General features: G+C 60.4%; 16 protein-coding genes. 4 read left to right on the forward strand and 12 right to left on the reverse strand.

Going from position 1 to position 16,121, the window contains the following annotated elements; all coding sequences use genetic code 11:
• Positions 1-7 precede the first annotated feature (7 nt).
• From soxB to ACP90_RS06515, 7 genes are all read right to left on the reverse strand, one after another.
• Positions 8-1,702 carry a thiosulfohydrolase SoxB gene (gene soxB / locus ACP90_RS06485; RefSeq protein ID WP_062487430.1) on the reverse strand — a complete coding sequence of 565 codons (1,695 nt, stop codon included), beginning with the start codon at positions 1,700-1,702 and terminating at the stop codon, positions 8-10.
• A 212-nt stretch (positions 1,703-1,914) separates the two neighbouring features.
• Entirely contained in the window at positions 1,915-2,745 is an 831-nt protein-coding gene (gene soxA, locus ACP90_RS06490; RefSeq protein WP_082809675.1) for a sulfur oxidation c-type cytochrome SoxA, read from the reverse strand.
• Between the two features lie 173 nt (positions 2,746-2,918).
• Entirely contained in the window at positions 2,919-3,245 is a 327-nt protein-coding gene (soxZ, locus tag ACP90_RS06495; protein WP_023003230.1) for a thiosulfate oxidation carrier complex protein SoxZ, read from the reverse strand.
• 97 nt (positions 3,246-3,342) lie between these two features.
• Positions 3,343-3,792, reverse strand: a complete 450-nt coding sequence (soxY, locus tag ACP90_RS06500) for a thiosulfate oxidation carrier protein SoxY (RefSeq protein WP_023014500.1) — start codon at positions 3,790-3,792, stop codon at positions 3,343-3,345.
• Positions 3,793-3,815: 23 nt separating this feature from the next.
• Positions 3,816-4,295, reverse strand: coding sequence for a sulfur oxidation c-type cytochrome SoxX (gene soxX / locus ACP90_RS06505; protein ID WP_062487434.1), 480 nt, complete (start codon positions 4,293-4,295; stop codon positions 3,816-3,818).
• A 177-nt stretch (positions 4,296-4,472) separates the two neighbouring features.
• Positions 4,473-5,066, reverse strand: a complete 594-nt coding sequence (locus ACP90_RS06510; RefSeq protein ID WP_062487437.1) for a thioredoxin family protein — start codon at positions 5,064-5,066, stop codon at positions 4,473-4,475.
• 32 nt (positions 5,067-5,098) lie between these two features.
• The gene (locus tag ACP90_RS06515; RefSeq protein WP_062487438.1) at positions 5,099-5,833 is read right to left on the reverse strand and encodes a cytochrome c biogenesis protein CcdA; all 735 of its coding nucleotides are present in this window, start codon (positions 5,831-5,833) and stop codon (positions 5,099-5,101) included.
• 92 nt (positions 5,834-5,925) lie between these two features.
• Between ACP90_RS06515 and ACP90_RS06520 the strand changes: the two genes are divergently transcribed.
• The 3 genes from ACP90_RS06520 to ACP90_RS06530 all read left to right on the forward strand — a co-directional run bounded on the left by ACP90_RS06520 (position 5,926) and on the right by ACP90_RS06530 (position 7,993).
• Positions 5,926-6,300, forward strand: a complete 375-nt coding sequence (locus ACP90_RS06520) for a regulatory protein SoxS (protein WP_023003235.1) — start codon at positions 5,926-5,928, stop codon at positions 6,298-6,300.
• A gap of 91 nt (positions 6,301-6,391) precedes the next feature.
• A complete protein-coding gene (locus tag ACP90_RS06525) occupies positions 6,392-6,742 on the forward strand; it encodes a metalloregulator ArsR/SmtB family transcription factor (RefSeq protein ID WP_023003236.1) in 351 nt (116 codons plus the stop codon).
• Positions 6,743-6,886: 144 nt separating this feature from the next.
• Positions 6,887-7,993 carry a YeeE/YedE family protein gene (locus ACP90_RS06530; protein ID WP_062487441.1) on the forward strand — a complete coding sequence of 369 codons (1,107 nt, stop codon included), beginning with the start codon at positions 6,887-6,889 and terminating at the stop codon, positions 7,991-7,993.
• A gap of 25 nt (positions 7,994-8,018) precedes the next feature.
• On the opposite strand, the gene ACP90_RS06535 is transcribed toward ACP90_RS06530, so the two are convergent.
• Positions 8,019-8,957, reverse strand: coding sequence for an MBL fold metallo-hydrolase (locus tag ACP90_RS06535; protein ID WP_062491425.1), 939 nt, complete (start codon positions 8,955-8,957; stop codon positions 8,019-8,021).
• Positions 8,958-9,082: 125 nt separating this feature from the next.
• Between ACP90_RS06535 and ACP90_RS06540 the strand changes: the two genes are divergently transcribed.
• Positions 9,083-10,189 (forward strand): YeeE/YedE family protein, encoded by a 1,107-nt coding sequence (locus ACP90_RS06540; RefSeq protein ID WP_062487443.1) that lies wholly within the window; start codon positions 9,083-9,085, stop codon positions 10,187-10,189.
• Positions 10,190-10,241: 52 nt separating this feature from the next.
• On the opposite strand, the gene ACP90_RS06545 is transcribed toward ACP90_RS06540, so the two are convergent.
• The 4 genes from ACP90_RS06545 to ACP90_RS06560 form a co-directional block, all read right to left on the reverse strand.
• Positions 10,242-11,741: an SH3 domain-containing protein gene (locus tag ACP90_RS06545; RefSeq protein ID WP_062487444.1), complete on the reverse strand. Its 1,500-nt coding sequence runs from the start codon at positions 11,739-11,741 to the stop codon at positions 10,242-10,244.
• A gap of 76 nt (positions 11,742-11,817) precedes the next feature.
• A complete protein-coding gene (locus ACP90_RS06550) occupies positions 11,818-13,263 on the reverse strand; it encodes a caspase family protein (protein WP_062487445.1) in 1,446 nt (481 codons plus the stop codon).
• The gene (locus ACP90_RS06555; protein WP_062487446.1) at positions 13,260-14,864 is read right to left on the reverse strand and encodes a caspase family protein; all 1,605 of its coding nucleotides are present in this window, start codon (positions 14,862-14,864) and stop codon (positions 13,260-13,262) included. The genes ACP90_RS06550 and ACP90_RS06555 overlap by 4 nt, the downstream gene beginning before the upstream one ends.
• Before the next feature lie 9 nt (positions 14,865-14,873).
• A complete protein-coding gene (locus ACP90_RS06560; RefSeq protein ID WP_158514160.1) occupies positions 14,874-15,860 on the reverse strand; it encodes an OmpA family protein in 987 nt (328 codons plus the stop codon).
• Positions 15,861-16,121: the final 261 nt, after the last annotated feature.

Raw genomic sequence — 16,121 nt, forward strand, 5'->3', positions numbered from 1 at the left:
AAAGGCGTCATCCTGCCAGCTTGACGGACTGGTTGTCCGGCAGGCTGACCACGGGATTGCTTGTGAGATAGGCTTCAACGACTTCGGAGATGGGCGGGCCTTCCGTGCCCTCGTTGACCGAGGCCCAGCCGGCAACGACATATTCCCTGGCGGGGTCGATGGCTTCTCCGGTGGCGAGCAGGGTCATGCCCGAGATGCGCTCGCCGATTTCCTTGCCGGGGTCGATGGTGTAGCCCATGCCGCCAACGCGGACCATGTCACCACCCTGCTGGTAGTAGGGGTCCTTGTTGAAGAGGTTGTCGCCGACATCCTCCAGAATGTCCTTCAGCATCTGGCCCGTCATCGATGAACGGTAAGCGGCCGGATAGGTCATGGCGCAGGCGTTATGGACATCCTCGAAGGTGATGTCCTGGCCCGGCAGAAGCGATGTCCCCCAGCGGAAGCCGGGTGAGAGGGCAATTTCGGCGTCGCGTTCGGTCAGAAGTGCCTGGCAGATCAGATCGTCGAAGGTGCCGTTGAAGTTGCCGCGCCGGTAGAGAAGGTTCTCGGTCTTGCCGAGAACGCGGGCGAGGTCGGCTTCGTAAGGCGCGCGAACCTCATCGATGAGCGCAGCCATGTCCGCATCTGGCGTGATGACGTCCGAGAAGATCGGGATCAGGCGATAGGCATACCCGGCCAGCTTGCCGTCCTGAACGTCAAGATCGACCCGGGAGACAAACTTGCCGTTGGAGCCGGAGGCGATCACCAGCGTGTTGTTGACGATGACCGGTTCCGGCAGGGCGTCGTGCGTGTGGCCCGTCAGGATGACGTCGATACCGTCAACGCGCGAGGCGAGCTTCCTGTCGACGTCAAAGCCGTTGTGCGACAGCAGCACAACAATTTCAGCGCCCTCGTCGCGAGCTTCGGTCACATGTTTGGCAATGTCTTCCTCGCGGATGCCGAAGGACCAGCCGGGGATCATCCAGCGCGGGTTGGCAATCGGCGTATACGGGAAAGCCTGACCGATGACGGCGACCTTGGACCCGCCACGTTCGAACATCTTCCAGGCTTCGAAGGCGGGCTCGTCCCATTCGTTGTCGTAGATGTTGGAGCCGAGGAAGGCGAAGGGCAGACTGTCGATGACTTCCTGAACCCGGTCGGTGCCGTAGGTGAATTCCCAGTGCCCGGTCATGGCGTCGGGCTCGAGCGAGTTCATGATCGTGATCATGTCTTCGCCCTGGGTGACGTTGGATGTGTAGCTGCCCTGCCAGGTGTCGCCGCCATCCAGCAGGAGAACGTTGTCGGCACCGCGTTCGGCACGAATGCGCTTGATTACGGTCGCGACCCGGTCCATGCCGCCCATCTTGCCGTAGCTCCTGGCAAGGGAGACGAAGTCTTCCGAGGTCAGCGCATAGGCATCCGGCGACCCGGCCTCGATGTTGTAGAGCTTCAGGAAATCGGCACCGGTCACATGTGGAGGTTTGCCGTTGACGTCGCCGATGCCCAGGTTGATGGACGGTTCGCGAAAGTAGATCGGCTTCAGCTGGGCGTGGATGTCTGTGATATGCACCAGCGTGAGCTTGCCTTTCGGGTCCATCCCCAGGAGCTGGTCTTCCGTCAGGGCTTGCTGGGCCATCAGCCGCGACCACGATCCTGCCATGCCCGATCCGAGCAAGGCACTTGTCGCGGTTGCCGCCATCAGGAACTCACGTCTTGAGAACATCCTCAGTTACTCCAAACCAACGGCCGATGCCCGGCCGGTTGCACAGTTTTCCCGTTGAGGCACGACGACGCCGTGCACCCCGGTTATCCCACGTTCGGGACATTGATGTTTTCAGCCCTCTGTTTCCGCCTGGTGGCCGGGCGGGAATTCGCCGGCGACAGGAAAGAAACCGGCGCGGTGGCTGCGACCGCGCCGGAGTTTAAACGGTCAGCCTACTGGCGAACCGCCGGGGTTTCGATGCCGAGCCCCGAGCCACGCCAGGTCACATAGACCTCCAGAGCCATCAGCTCATCGGAGAAGGCGGCCGGGAAGGCTGCCCGCGTATCGCGGATACATCCGCGGAAGCGGTTGTGCAGGGAGACAAGGTCCGCCTGCTTCAGGCGATAGGTCGGGAACCCGTTGACGCTGCCCTGGCTGAGGTGGTCAGCCCGGATGTAGTTGCCGTTGTAGTTCTCGTGGCAGGTGGCACAGGACAGGTTCAGCTGACCCGTGCGGGTGTAGTAGAGCTCCTTGCCCTTGTCCCACCAGGTCTGCATTTCGCCTTCGCTCAGATCGACTTTCATTGGCATGCCAAGCGACTGGTGCTTGATGTAGGTCGTCAGAGCCTTCTGATCGGCCGCGTCGAACTTGTAAGGCTCTGCCTGCATGTTCTGTTCACGGCACTGGTTGATCTGAAGCTCGATGTTGAACGGCTTGCCGGCGTCCTCATTCCACTTGGGATAGCTGGCGCCGAGACCCTTGAGGAACTCCTCGGAATCCTCGTGGCAGGAGGCGCAGGACTTGCCAGCAGCACCGTCCACGGTGTTCCAGATTTCCTCGCCGCGCTCCACATAGAGCATACCCGGGTTCTGGAAGCTGTCGGCCTCCAGATCACGCGTTTCTTCCGTGCGGTAGTGCCAGCCCGAGATCAGTTCGTCGAACGGGTGCCCTTCCGGCGCCGGTACGCGGGTCATGATCTCCACTTCCCCGTCGATAACGAGCTTTTCGTCAACCGGCCCCCCGGCCAGGCTTGCGCTTGTGCCAACCATCGTTACTGCGAACATGGTGGCTATGCGTTTCGTTCTATTGGCCAAATCGTCTCCTCCCGATTTGAGCGATCCCTGGAACATCCTGCCTTCAACCGACTGCAGATACGATGTCCCGACACTCTCGATGCACCCTGTCCTGGGCTTTTCAGTCCGTGCGGACGTCACAGCCGCAGATGCAGGGCCGCCGCCTATTCAACAGTGATCTTGTTCTCGGATTCGTAGACGCTGCCGTCGTCATCGACCCAGGTGAACTTGAACGTGCCGGTTTCATTCACCTTGGCGCTGAACTCCATGTAGGGGTTCGCCGAGACGGCCGGGTCCATGTCACAGGAAAACACCACCTGTCCGTTGAACTCGCAGGTGAACTTGTTGATGATCTGGCGCGGAACGAGGTTGCCCTCCTTGTCCTTGCGCTGACCGGATTCCATCGGGTGGCTGATAAGCGTCTTGATGGTGATGACTTCGCCCGCAGCTGCCTTCTTGGGCACTTTCACGCGCGGTTTCGGATCTGCCATGATTTGGTTCCTTCGTATCCCTGATCTGCTTGCCGGGCGGCGTTTCGGCTAAAGGCCGGTGCCGGTCCTGCGGACAAGCCGCTTGCGCTGTTGCGGATTAGCCGCCGCAGCCGCCGATGGTGACTTTCACTTCCTTGCGGTCGATGAAGGTGGAGCCGTCGTTCATCTTGGCGACCGCGATGACGTTCTGCGTCTTGGCGAGCCGGATGCGGGTCTTGGCTTCGGCAACACCGCTCATGGCAGTGAAGTGGAACGTGGCAACAGCCGGGTTGGGGTTGCCGTCGGCCAGGATCAGGACAGATTCAACGAAGCTGTCTGCCGTCATCGGGCTGTCGACGGATACGCCGACCGGCACCGTGTTGCCGTTCTCGGCAATTTCCGGCGTGTCAAGGGAAACTGTTCCCTCCTTGGGATCTGCTCCGCCGGTGAAGGCCTTGATGGCCTCTTCGGTCTGGTCGGTTGCGGCGAAGGAAACCCGCGATCCGGCGGCCACGAATGCAGCGGCTCCGATCGTGAGACCAAACACCTGGCGTCTTGTAAAGCTCATCTCTTGCTCCTTGAAACCCGAGATCAATTCTCTTTCAGCGTCATGAGATAGGCGACGACGTCCTCTACCTCTTGCGCTGACAGGATGGTTTTGCCGGCGAATTCCTCGTCGACGTTGATGCCCACCTTCAGGGTGTAGAAACCGGGCATGATGGTCTGTTCACCGAAGACGTCCTTGCTGTTGACCACGATGGCGCGCAGTTGCGCCTCGCTCCAGCGGTCGGCGGCACCGTCGAGGACGGGGCCGACTTCACCGTGGAACAGCTGGTCGTTGAGATCGGCATTGGCATGGCAAGCCAGGCAGTTGCCCTTCTTGCGATCGGCGAAGGCTTCGCGTCCGGCCTGCTGGTCTCCCTGAACGCCCGTCAGGGATTCGGACAGTTCCATATCGACGATGGGAACGCTGTCCGGAGCAACCGTTCCGGCGGCCGCTGCGGAAGCGGCCAGGACGGCTAGGCCGGCAAAGGCCGCCGGCAGGCTGAAATGTGTCGCGCCCTTGAACATTGTGTCGGCTTTCCTCCTCAGTGCGGAACGGCCGGCTGTCGTGCCGTTTGCGTTCCTTCGGCAGGTCCGATTCCCCAGCCTGCCTGTCCTCCTCATATTAAAAGATATGATTTTTTGCATATGTTATGCAATAGGCCTTTTGCCGTATCCGGCATAAACCTGTTTTATCCGCTCTTCCTATTCCGCGTCGAGGCGGCCTTTTTCGCGCAATTCGTTGATTATGCGGGCATGATACTTCTGAAAATGCTCGTCGCCTTCGTAGCCTTTTTCCTGAACCCAGCGAAACATGTTCAGGAAAGTCCACTTGCCGAAGGCGCCCGGCATCGTTGCAACGGCCACTTCCGACACGGTTCCCTCGCTCGGAACCTCGTCCGGCAGGAACACGATTGTGGGTGTGAAGACATAACCCCATTTGCGCGCGGCGGTCTTTTCGGTCAGTTCTTCGCCGTCCAGGTCGATCACTTCCTCGTCGCCAAACATGTTGTATTGCACGACCATGAAGTTCTCTTTGATGTAGTCGGTCACTTCCGGGTCGGAGAGGATCTTTTCGTGCATCTGGCGGCAATATATGCAGCCGCGTTGTTCAAAGATGATTGCCAGGCGCTTGCCTTCTCCTGCCGCGGTTTCAATGTCTTCGCCGATGTCGCGGAAGGTTACGGTGAACCAGGGCTGCTTGTGCAGGCCATCATCACCGAGCGTTGCGGCGAGCGCCGTTGTGGTCAGGGCCGCCAAGAGCTCGACTGCCAGCACCAATTGTTTCCAGATACGCATGTCATTGTCCTCCCTGGACCGGAAATGGCCGGTCAGCCGATTTGTGAGAAAACCGGGAATGTTTCGAGCAGCCAGAAGGCGATTGCCGACATTTGCCCGGTGATGAACAACAGGCCGGTGAGCACCAGGAGGCCGCCCATGATCTTTTCCACCGTGCCCATGTGTTTGCGGAAACGTCCGGCCACCTTCAGGAACCGGCTGGCAAATGCTGCCGCCAGGATGAAAGGCAGACCGATGCCAAGTGCATAGACCGCAAGCAGTCCGGCGCCGTGCCAGGTGGTGTCCGACGATCCGGCAACGAACAGGATTGCCGCCAGAACCGGGCCGACGCACGGTGTCCAGCCGAACGCGAAAGCCAGGCCCATGACGAAGGCTCCAACCAGACCCGCGGGCTTGCGTTCGACATGAATGCGGGCTTCGCGGAACAGGAGCCCGACGCGAAAGACACCAAGAAAATGCAGGCCCATGACGATGATGATCGCGCCTGCAACATAAGACAGGATATCGTAGTAGCGGGCGATCGACTGGCCGATGACGCTGGCCGTTGCACCGAGAGCGACAAAGACGATCGAAAAGCCGAGCACGAAGGCGATCGCCGCCAGAATCACCCGGCGACCCGTTTCGGCCGTGGCCGTATCGCCCTTCAGTTCATCGACGCTGACACCGGCCAGGTAACACAGGTAGGGCGGCACAATCGGCAAGACACAAGGCGAAATGAATGAAAGCAGACCTGCCAGAAAGGCAGCGCCCAGAGAAACATCGAGCATTCATTTCCTCCCAGAGAAACTCGATCTTCGGTTGCTTTAAAATATTCAAAAGTTCCTATATATTGCAATGGAAGAAATGTGGAGACTGCAAAATGTCCGTCGCGACACGTGCGATGATCCTTGCCGGAGTGTTGGTTTCCGGCCTGTTTCAGGCGTTGCCTGCCTGGAGTGCCGAGCTGGTCATGCTGGAACAGCCGGGGTGTGTCTGGTGCAAGCGCTGGAACGAGGAAATCGGCATCGCCTATCCGAAGACGTCGGAAGGCCGGCAAGCACCGTTGCGCCGCGTCGATATTACCGACGCCTGGCCGCAGGACCTGGCCGGCATACCGAAAGAGCGGATGACTCCAACCTTCATTCTGGTGGCCGACGGCGTTGAAATCGACCGTCTGCGCGGCTATCCGGGAGAGCACTTCTTCTGGCCGCTACTGACCGATATGTTGGGAAAGCTTCCGGACACGAGCAAGTGATGCTGTTGATCCGGTACTGAAGTTGAGGCATGAATCTGAAAAGCGGTTTTGTGCGCTGCAATGGCAATGCTGAAAAGGGTGTGGGTTCCGGATGATACTGCCGGCCTTTGACAAGAACCTGGATGCGAAGGACCTCGACCTGCTGATGGAGCAGGCGCGGAAGGCGAGCGATCTGCTCAAGGCCCTTTCGCACGAAGTGCGCCTTGTCATTCTGTGTCTGCTGTCTGAAGGCGAAAAGTCGGTTTCCGAGCTGGAAGAGATCCTGACAATGCCGCAGGCCGCGGTTTCCCAGCAGCTTGCACGGCTTCGCCTGGAAGGCCTTGTGCAGTCGCGTCGCGACGGGCGCATGATCTACTACAGCCTCATGAACGATGAGGTAAGTTCGATCATTTCGAGCCTTTATGAGCTGTTCTGCAAGGACGTGCGTGCACCTGAAAAATAAACGCAGGTAGCGCAACATACGGGCGTGCGATGCAGCAACGAGTTCGATTGCTGCAAATTTCGCTGCCTGCTACGGTTTGAAAAATCGCCGAAAGAGCGAGTACGGGAAACGCGGCCGGAATAACCGGCGGAGGGTAGGACGCGCATGGTCAATTTCGATCCGGCGGTGCTGACACCGCTTCTCGGTGTGCTCGCGGGGTGCGTGCTGGGGTTCGTTGCCAGGTCAAACCATTTCTGTACGCTGTCGGCCCTGGAACGGCACTGGTATGCGGGCGACAGCAGCGCGCTCAGGACATGGGTGCTTGCTTCCGTATCCGCACTGATCGGCACACAGCTGCTCGTCGCCTTCGGCATGGCCGACACGGCTGCCTCCTTTTACCTGTCACCGGAATTTGCCTGGACGGGCGCTATTCTCGGCGGCTTCATGTTCGGCATCGGCATGGCGCTTGTCGGCACCTGCGGTTTCGGCGCGGTTCTGCGTCTGGGTGGCGGCAGCCTCCGGGCGCTCGTGGTGCTGACGGTCATCGGCCTGTCGGCACTGGCAGCCCAAAGGGGCATCGTCGGCATCGTGCGGGTGCCGATCGTCGATGATCTTGCCGTTTCCTTCACCGCAAGCGGCAGCCAGTCCATGGGCGACATTGTCTCGACCCTGGTGGGCATGAAGCTGCAGGGTGTGGTTGCCATCGTGCTCGCTTCGGCCGGTCTGTTCTGGATCTTCAAATCGGCGTCCTATCGCCGGCAATGGAGCAAGATCGGAACCGGTGTTGTCATCGGCAGCGTGATCGCCTTCGGCTGGTGGGCGACGACCTTTCTCGCGGGGCGCTCCTTCGATCCGATCCAGATCGAGGCCGGATCCTTCGTGGTACCGGTCGGTGACACCATCATGCAGCTGATCACCTACACGGGGACCCTGCCGGACTATGGCGTAGGTCTGATTGCCGGCACGCTGGTCGGCGCCGTGGTCGCGGCCATGTGGAAACGGGATATCCGCTGGGAAGCGTGCGACGATGCACGCGAACTCGGCCGCCATCTTCTGGGTGGCACCCTGATGGGTGTCGGCGGCGTGTTTTCCATGGGCTGCACGGTGGGGCAGGGCATTACCGGCTTTTCCACGCTGGCGATTTCTGCGCCCATCGTGATGGTATCCATGGCACTCGGTGCGCGGGTCGGGCTTGCCTGGCTTGTGGAAGGCAACGTCCTTGCCGCCTTCCAGCGCAACCAGGGTAGTGCCCATCACTCGGCGGCGGAGTGAACCCCGGCACTTTTCATCCGGCAGTTCAGGCTGCGACGAAACTGTAGGCATCGCCGGTGCGTTCCACGTGCCCTCCACCGGGGTGGGGGAAGTGGTACCCGATGACGCGGGAGCCATCTTGCGCCAGGCGGTCGAGCAGTGCCTTGCGGGTGGCAATGCCCATATCGCGGTCCTGATCGGAGCCGGAAGCCCAGCCGGGTTTTTCGAACGAAATCACCGTGTTGGAAATCGCGTCGCCCACCACCAGCAGGCTCTCGGATCCGCCGTGCAGCATGTAGGACATGTGCCCCGGAGTGTGGCCCGCCGTGTCGACCGCCTCAACGCCTGGAAGCACTTCCTGGCCCGGCTTGATCATGTTCACCCGGTCTTCGATCACGTCGAAACGCGCCTGTGCCCCGACCACGAAACTCTTGCGCTCCTCCGGCGTCTTGGCCAGCGTATCGTCGGCGCGCCAGTAGTCCCATTCGGCCTGAGGGACCCAAACCTGGGCTTCCGGGTAAAGCGGATCGTCGAAATCGTCCAGGATGCCCCAAAGATGGTCCGGGTGGGCGTGGGTGAAGACAATGTCGGTGATGTCCGACGGATCGATACCGGCTTCCGCCAGGTGGCCCGGCAACTCACCTGCCGTCGACTGGAAATTGGCGCCTGATCCGACGTCGAAGAGGACTGTGCGGTCGCCGGTGCGGAGCAATGTGATGTTGCAATCCGGCGTCAGAGCGTCCGTGGCAAGGCCATGGGGTTTCAGCAGCGCCGCGATCTCTTCTTCGCTTTGCTCTGGCAAAATGAAGTTCATCGGCAGGGTCAGATGACCGTCGGAAAAGACGGTGATGTCGTGTGTGCCGAGGGTCAGGTTCGCGGTTGCGAAGGCAGGCGTTATCCGGCTGGCAAAACCCGCGGTCGCAAGCGCGAGGCCTCCGGCAAGAACGTTGCGTCTCGTCAGATCTTTCCGAAATTGCCCGGACATGGCATCCTCCACATATTCAAACTTTTGAATTTATCTATGTTTCATTGAGAGAGGTCAATGCCCGTTGAAGCGAAAGGGCACCAAGCTGGTGGCAATCGAGGACGCAGTGTGCCCGGGAGGGGCCCATGGATCTGACATTTCTTCTGGACGAAATTTCCGAGCCCTGGTTGCTGGCAATCGGCGGGCTGGTTGTCGGCGTCCTTTTTGGCGCCTTTGCCCAGCAAAGCCGCTTTTGCCTGCGCGCTGCCAGCCTGGAATTCTCTCGCGGTGCGCCGAAGGACCGGTTGCCGGTCTGGCTCCTGACCTTTTCCGCAGCGGTGCTGTGCACGCAAGTGTTGATCCACCTGGGCGAGGTTCAGGCAAACGAAGCCCGCCAGCTGGCGTCGCCGCAAAGCCTCTCCGGAGCTTTGCTGGGCGGGTTGATGTTCGGCACCGGCATGGTGCTGGCGCGCGGATGCGCAAGCCGTCTGCTGGTGCTTTCGGCCACCGGCAATCTGCGGGCGTTATTGTCCGGGCTTGTCTTTGCCGTCGTCGCCCAGGCGAGCTTGCGCGGCCTGTTGAAATCGGTGCGCGAATGGTTTGCAGGTCTTTGGACGACAGGGGATATCGGCGGCAACAATCTGACCGAGATGCTGGGACTGAGCACATCCGTGACGCTTGGTTTCACGGCGCTCTGGCTGGTGGCGGGGCTTGTCTTTGCGTGGCGGTCGAGGGTGAAGGTCTGGCAGCTGGTGGCGGCAGCGGGCGCGGGGCTGGCAATTCCCCTGGCCTGGTGGTTCACATCCGCCATGGCCCGGCAGGCTTTCGATCCCGTTCAGGTGGAAGGCGTAACCTTCACCGGACCGTCCGCCGATGCCCTGATGCTGGTTCTGTCACCACCGGGCGATCTGCTTGACTTCGATGTCGGCTTGGTGCCTGGCGTCTTTCTGGGGTCGTTCCTGGCAGCTTTCGTGACGCGGGAACTCGCCTTGCAGGGGTTCGAAGGCGGCAAGTCGATGGCGCGCTACCTCACCGGAGCAACGCTCATGGGGTTCGGCGGCATGCTTGCCGGCGGCTGTGCCGTCGGGGCCGGTATCACGGGAGCTTCCATCTTCGCGCTGACGGCGTGGATCACCCTGACCGCCATCTGGCTGTCTGCCGGTGTTGCTGATCGCCTGCTGACAAACTATGACGCCCGGCAGCAGACGGTCGGTGGGTCTTCTGCAGCAGAACAGGTGAAAACCGCGGCCTGAAGACACAACAGGAAGAGGCCTTGCCAGCCGGGAGCTGACGGGTTCAAGGCCCTTATCGGCCTATCATGGTTTCTTCTGTTGCCGGACGGGTGAACTGGTCGAATTCGGAAACGAAGCGGGCACTGATCCAGCCGCCGGTGGACAGTTGATACCAGACACCTTGCGGCCCCGAGACGATACGGCAATCGGAAATCTTGACCTTGTCGCCGATCTGCACCCGGCCAACGGCTTCCGCGTCGAGAGAAGGGTTCTGGCGAACGTTGACGTCCCGCGCGATGGTGCGCTCCCACGAATTCCAGTCCGTCAGAGCGGTCGGTGTTTCCTCGCCGATGTCGTAGTCGATGACATCGCTCGTCCAGTAGGCGTATTCGGTCGTCAGCCTGCCGCCGTGGCAACTGGCTGCGTCGGCAAGCAGCGCGTTGGTCACTTTCGGCAGGATATCGTCGAAAGGCCTCGGCATTGCGCACCATGTGGGGGCGTCATACCCGCCCTTCGCACAGGGTAGCGAACCGGAGGTGATGCGCATGCCGACGGTGCCGTCTTCGGAAAGTTCGACCGTGCAATAAGCAACGCCATTGTGGCTTGCGGCGATACGGCGTGACCCCAGCTGCTGGATCAGATCTTCCAGCTTGGTTTCCTGCGGGTTCGGACCAGATCCGTCAATTGCGCCGAATTCATATTCGACTTCAGATTTCCTGATTGAATTGTCGGCCTGGAAAAGCTGGGTGCACATGGCGCCAACCGTGTCCATGTAAAGGGCACTCTTGTTGATCGGGTCGGCAATCGTGCCGGCAGAAACCGGCGTCAGGCCCATCGCATAGGACCGAATGCCGCCAGCCAGATAAAAGAAGCTGTCGGCAGTACGGTGGGACAGGGCCTCTTGCAGCAGAATGGACGGGGCAATGCCGCCCTTGATCAGCTTGACGTAGGTCTGCGTCACTTCATAGGCCAGGTTCATGGCTTCCTTGACCGCAACAAGCTGGTTGGCCTTCTCCTCCGGCAGGAACGCCATGTGGTACCCGAGTGCCGCGCCAGCTTCCAGAAAGCGGATATCGCCGCCATAAACAGCGTTGCGCGGGGTCGCTGCCAGGGTGAAGGCGAGTGCGCAGGCGGACAGGCACTCGTTACCGTTGAGAACGAAGACACCGTTGAGATCCGGGTCCTGTGAGCCGACGTTGTATTGCAGATACTGGCCGATGCGGATGCCTTCCAGAAAGCTGCCGCCGGGGCTGTCGAAGACGATGAATTTGCCCCAGGTGCCGTCGAGAGCAGCCTTCAGCTTTTCCAGATCGCCTTTTTCGATGACGCCGGAAATCAGGAATATCGTTCCCTGCAGTTCATTGACCACGCTGCCGGCAGACCCTTTGCCCGGATACAACGGCTTCAATTGTGCCAATCGCGGTGCGAGATCGGGCCGCTGTGTAATCTCGGCGGCAGAAAGCTGCGAAACCGAGAAAACCAGCGAAAGACAGAAAACGATGGATTTGAGCAACATGGGTACCGTCGACTGCTGAGTGAAGCGGGCGCCGGCCGCCTCGATGATTTTTGCCAAACGAGGTCCGGGAAAGTGCCCGTTTGCGACGCGTGAAAGTGAACTTGGAGGCCTGCTTGAGCCAGCCTGCAAGGGATTACTGCCGGATTTCATAATCCTGATAACCGGCCGCCCAACGGGCGCTGCGATTGGCGTTGTCCGCGGTCCAGACCTTGTTGAGGCGGCCGGAAAGTTCCTTCATGAAATCGATCTTGTCACCGATCGGCTCGAATTCACCGTTGGCTGCAAGAAGGTTTTCCAGATCAACCGGATCCTCGGTCACGATCGCCAGCAGCTTGCCCTTGCCCGCCGGTGCCTCTGCCTCGAAGCTGAAGCCGTAGGACGGGTCGGGAACCGTGAGCGCGGAGTTGGCACGGATGCGACCGGTCTTGCCGGCGGAGCGATCCTCATCGGTCGGGAACAGCAGCACCAGATCGTCTTCGACGGTCAGGTCGAAAAGGGTCAGGTAGCCATCGACCCCGCTGGTGAGCTGGAATTGCACCTCGTCACCGATCTGGTGTACGGAGCCGGGCAGGATGGAGACCTTGATTTCCTGCGAGGATTGCTCCGGAAGCACGTCGGAAACATCGTCGGCGGTATTTCCGGTTACCGTCTGGACAGGGCCTTCGGCCGATGCCGGTTGCAGAATGAAGGCTTCGTTGCGCGGTGACATGTTCGGCGTGAACTGAAGATCACGGCAATCCTCCACGCGCTGGCACCATTGCTCGGTCCGCGGACGCAGATAGTTCAGAAGTTCCGCGGTGGTGACACGGCCATTGCCGTTGAGGTCGGCCTCGCGCGTGCGCAGGCCCCGGATCAGGTTCAGGGTAAAGATGCCCGAGCCGTTGGTTTCCCAGGCGAGCTGGTGAGGCAAGGCAGCGGACAGGGTCAGATGCACGTTGGTTTCGCGTGCCAGAGGCTCTTCGTCACGCACCACCGGCAGGGACCTGGAAACGCCCGAGAACGGCAGGTAACGCGCTTTCGCATCAAGACCCTTGGAAACAAGATCCGGCACGACATCGCGGTTGACCGTACCTGAATGACAGGAATCGGCGATCAGGATCACTTCGCGGCCCTTCAGCGTGGACAGCGCCGAAGCGATCTCGTCGTCGGTGAGCATATCCTCGGCCCTTGCACCCCTGCGGCCGTAATCGGTCGGGACGAAGGTTTCATCGAGGCCGTCCTCTTCGTCGCCATTGCGATCGGGAACCTGGGAGCCGTGACCGGAATAATAAATGATGACGCGGTCACCCGGCCGCGTTTCACTGGCGAGCCAACCGGTGATGGAGCCCAGAATGTTGTTCTTGGCTGCGCCTTCTTCCACCAGGATGCGGACATCGGAGGATGCAAAGCCCCAGTCGCCCTTGAGGAAATCCGCCATCTGGCGCACGTCGTTCGCAGGGCCTGAAAGCTGCGCGTCCGGTTCCAGATAGGGGTAGACGCCGGCGCCGATCAGCAATGCCTTTTGCGCGGCATGAACCGTGCCGGCGGACAGGCACAGGCACATGGTTGCCGCGAAGGCCTTGAGGTATCCGGTTTTCACTGAAGGTCTCCCTTTGCGCGCGTATAAAGCCCGACCCAGTCCAGGCCGAAGGACTGGCCGTCGAGCGTGTGGCCGATTTCCTTCGCCAGGGCGGCGAGATCATTGTTTTGTTGAGCGTCCTGAACCGCATCCACGAGATCGGGCATGGGGGACGGTGTGGTGATGGCGATGAGATGGTCGGCGCCGAAAGGCGGGATCACCGCGGATCGGAAGCTGTCAGTACGGCCAGGCCGGAGCTTGCCTGCAGCCAGACCGCGCTTGCCTCTGCGAACGGGGCCGACCAGTTGAACTGCCCCGTTTGAAGCGAGGTTGAACAGGACCACATTTTCGTTGCCGGACGAGCGGATCGAGAATGTCACCTGCTCACCTTCGACATAGGTCCGGCTGCCGTCGGAGAGATCCAGTTCCGGACCTTCAGTTTCGGCAAAGCCGATCAGGAAGGCAAGGAAACGCCATTTGTCGACGGTTGCCTGCAGGGCCTCGGCGGAAGGCGGGGCGGGAAACGAGGCGATCACGTCGCCGGTCTTGTAGACCAGTGAAGAGCCGTCACCGTCGTAAATCAGATCGGCCTCTGCCTTGCTGTCGACCTTGCGGATGCCTGACAGGGCGGGAATTGTCTCGCCGGGGGTGGTGTAGAGCGTCAGTTCCGGTAGTCCGGCGCTCGGGGCAGGCGTACCGGCAGCATCATGCAGCAGGATTTCCAGGTCTCTGGATCCGGCATTGACCTCCGGCCGTTGCCGCCGTTCGGTATGGCGCTTGACCGAGCTGTTGACGTAACGCTTCAGCTCGGCCGTGTTCAAAACGCTGTTGCTGTCACCGTCCGCTTCACCCTCAAGAGCGCGGGAAAAGGCATAGGAGAGCGCACCGCGCAGCTCTTCGCCGATCCGCACTTCCTGGGTGACCTTGTTGCGGTCCTGGGCATAAAGCCAGATGACATTTTGAAGTGCATCTTCCTCAACTTCGCCAAGTTGCCTGACCCGGTCGGCGATCCGGTCCGAGGATTTGTCGACCCGAACATCGGCAACGCGCACATTTACTTCGGCGCGGAAATCGGCTGCCCGGGCCATATCGCCTGCAAAACAGCTGTCGGCGACGAAGACGACGGTTGCTTCCTCTTCTTCGGCCAGCAGATGGCCGACCTCGTTGTCGATGATGCGCTCGTTGACACCCGGGCCGATTTCGTCGAAGCCCGCCAGCAGGAACATGTTGTCGAGTTCTTCGTGCCCGGGAAGGATCGCTTCCTGCCGGGCACCGTGACCGGCATAATGAAACACCAGCGTATCCCCCGGGCCGGCAAGTTCCGTCAGCTCCCGCCACGAGGCAAAGACGTTGTCCCGTGTGGCGTCGGCATCGGTCAGCAGGATGACCTTGCTGGCCTCCAGCTTTTCCAGTGTTCCGGCAACATCTCTCGCGTCATTGACAGCGCCCTTGAGGTCGGTGATGTGCTGATAGTCGTCAATGCCGATGACGAGGCCGTAGAGATTGCCGGCAAATGCGGGAAGCGGCGCGGCAAGGCCTGCTGCAAGCATGAGGGCAGGGGCAAATCCCGGCACCCGCTTTTTCAGGAAAGCCGCGGAAGCCGGCAGAATGGATCTGGTCATGCGGGCCGCCTATTTCTGGACGAATTCAACGCGCCGGTGCGCCTGGTTGCGCACGTCCTCGGTGTAGAGGGATGGATCGTCGAACTGGAACGGCTGGCTTTCACCCATGCCAAGCACCTCGATGGAGCCGGAGTATCCCGCTGCCAGCAAGGCGCTACGTACGGCCTCGGCACGCTTCATGGACAGTTGCATGTTGTAGGCATCAGAGCCGACCGGATCGGTATGGCCGACGACCTGGATGTCCGGGGACCCCTGCTTTTCCAGGGCCTCCTGCACGTCTTCAAAGCTGGTCCGGCCGGCTTTGGTCATGACATCCTGATCGTAGACGAACTGGATCGGAACCAGGGTCTTCTTGCGTTTGTAGCCGCGCGTGGAAAAGCTGTATTGCGAGATCGACTGTCCGCTGCGGGTGACCGGGATCTTGATGTCTCCCGGTTCCTCTGAAATCTGGGCAACGACCACCGCCAGCTCATCCAGGCGGTCGCGCAGCCGGGCGATCATGGCATGTGCCGGTTCTGCAGGGGTCAGCTCGGTGTCATCCACCAGGCCAAGGGCTTCCTGATAGGCGCGGAACGCGGGCAGGGTTTGCTGCTGCTTGCGCAGAATTTCTCCGAGCAGATAGGAAATACGCCAGTGGCTGCCGAATTCCTGAAGGTCGGCCAGGTCCTGTTTCAGGGTTTCAAGGTTGCCGGTATAGCCTTCAAGATCCTGAAACGGCGCGATGACGTCGAGCCGGGCATCGATGATTTCCTTGCCGAAGCCTTCCACCACCATGCCGTCGCAATCGCTGTCATTGAAGGCCTGGTCGTAGATCCTGACGCGGTCTTCGTGACCGGCGCTCAGCGGCATCGCAAGCCAGTCCTTCTGAATGCTCTCGCATGAAACGAGTTGTGCTGAAGCGTCAGTGTTCAGGAGGGGCAGGGCGATGACGGCGGAGACGGCAAGGCCCGCCAGATGCATAAGGCGGGCAGGTAAAACAGTTCGGATAAGCGGCATGCTGGAAAGTCTCTCCAACTCTTGCATGATAAATTATAAAATAGGTCGGTCTGGCGGGTGTTTGCAGCGAAAGGTTGAGGGGCGGTTGTTTCCAGGCTCGCAGACGTTGCAACTGACGCACCGGTGTAAAATCCCGGTTGCTTCTCCGTTCCTTATTGCGTTTCAATCTGTTCGCAAGACAACATCACGCAGGGTCGCTTGAGTCAATTGTCAGAGCGTCATGAGGTATTTCAAATTGATGATTTCTAAGGATGAGGTTGC

Origin of the sequence: Labrenzia sp. CP4, from assembly GCF_001579905.1 — a bacterium.
GTDB classification, from domain to species: domain Bacteria; phylum Pseudomonadota; class Alphaproteobacteria; order Rhizobiales; family Stappiaceae; genus Roseibium; species Roseibium algicola.

Excerpts from the sequence above, each read along its gene's own strand:
- soxB (WP_062487430.1), bottom strand. The coding sequence starts at position 1,702 with ATGTTCTCAAGACGTGAGTTCCTGATGGCGGCAACCGCGACAAGTGCC.
- soxA (WP_082809675.1), bottom strand. The coding sequence starts at position 2,745 with ATGTTCGCAGTAACGATGGTTGGCACAAGCGCAAGCCTGGCCGGGGGG.
- soxZ (WP_023003230.1), bottom strand. The coding sequence starts at position 3,245 with ATGGCAGATCCGAAACCGCGCGTGAAAGTGCCCAAGAAGGCAGCTGCG.
- soxY (WP_023014500.1), bottom strand. The coding sequence starts at position 3,792 with ATGAGCTTTACAAGACGCCAGGTGTTTGGTCTCACGATCGGAGCCGCT.
- soxX (WP_062487434.1), bottom strand. The coding sequence starts at position 4,295 with ATGTTCAAGGGCGCGACACATTTCAGCCTGCCGGCGGCCTTTGCCGGC.
- ACP90_RS06510 (WP_062487437.1), bottom strand. The coding sequence starts at position 5,066 with ATGCGTATCTGGAAACAATTGGTGCTGGCAGTCGAGCTCTTGGCGGCC.
- ACP90_RS06515 (WP_062487438.1), bottom strand. The coding sequence starts at position 5,833 with ATGCTCGATGTTTCTCTGGGCGCTGCCTTTCTGGCAGGTCTGCTTTCA.
- ACP90_RS06520 (WP_023003235.1), top strand. The coding sequence starts at position 5,926 with ATGTCCGTCGCGACACGTGCGATGATCCTTGCCGGAGTGTTGGTTTCC.
- ACP90_RS06525 (WP_023003236.1), top strand. The coding sequence starts at position 6,392 with ATGATACTGCCGGCCTTTGACAAGAACCTGGATGCGAAGGACCTCGAC.
- ACP90_RS06530 (WP_062487441.1), top strand. The coding sequence starts at position 6,887 with ATGGTCAATTTCGATCCGGCGGTGCTGACACCGCTTCTCGGTGTGCTC.
- ACP90_RS06535 (WP_062491425.1), bottom strand. The coding sequence starts at position 8,957 with ATGTCCGGGCAATTTCGGAAAGATCTGACGAGACGCAACGTTCTTGCC.
- ACP90_RS06540 (WP_062487443.1), top strand. The coding sequence starts at position 9,083 with ATGGATCTGACATTTCTTCTGGACGAAATTTCCGAGCCCTGGTTGCTG.
- ACP90_RS06555 (WP_062487446.1), bottom strand. The coding sequence starts at position 14,864 with ATGACCAGATCCATTCTGCCGGCTTCCGCGGCTTTCCTGAAAAAGCGG.
- ACP90_RS06560 (WP_158514160.1), bottom strand. The coding sequence starts at position 15,860 with ATGCCGCTTATCCGAACTGTTTTACCTGCCCGCCTTATGCATCTGGCG.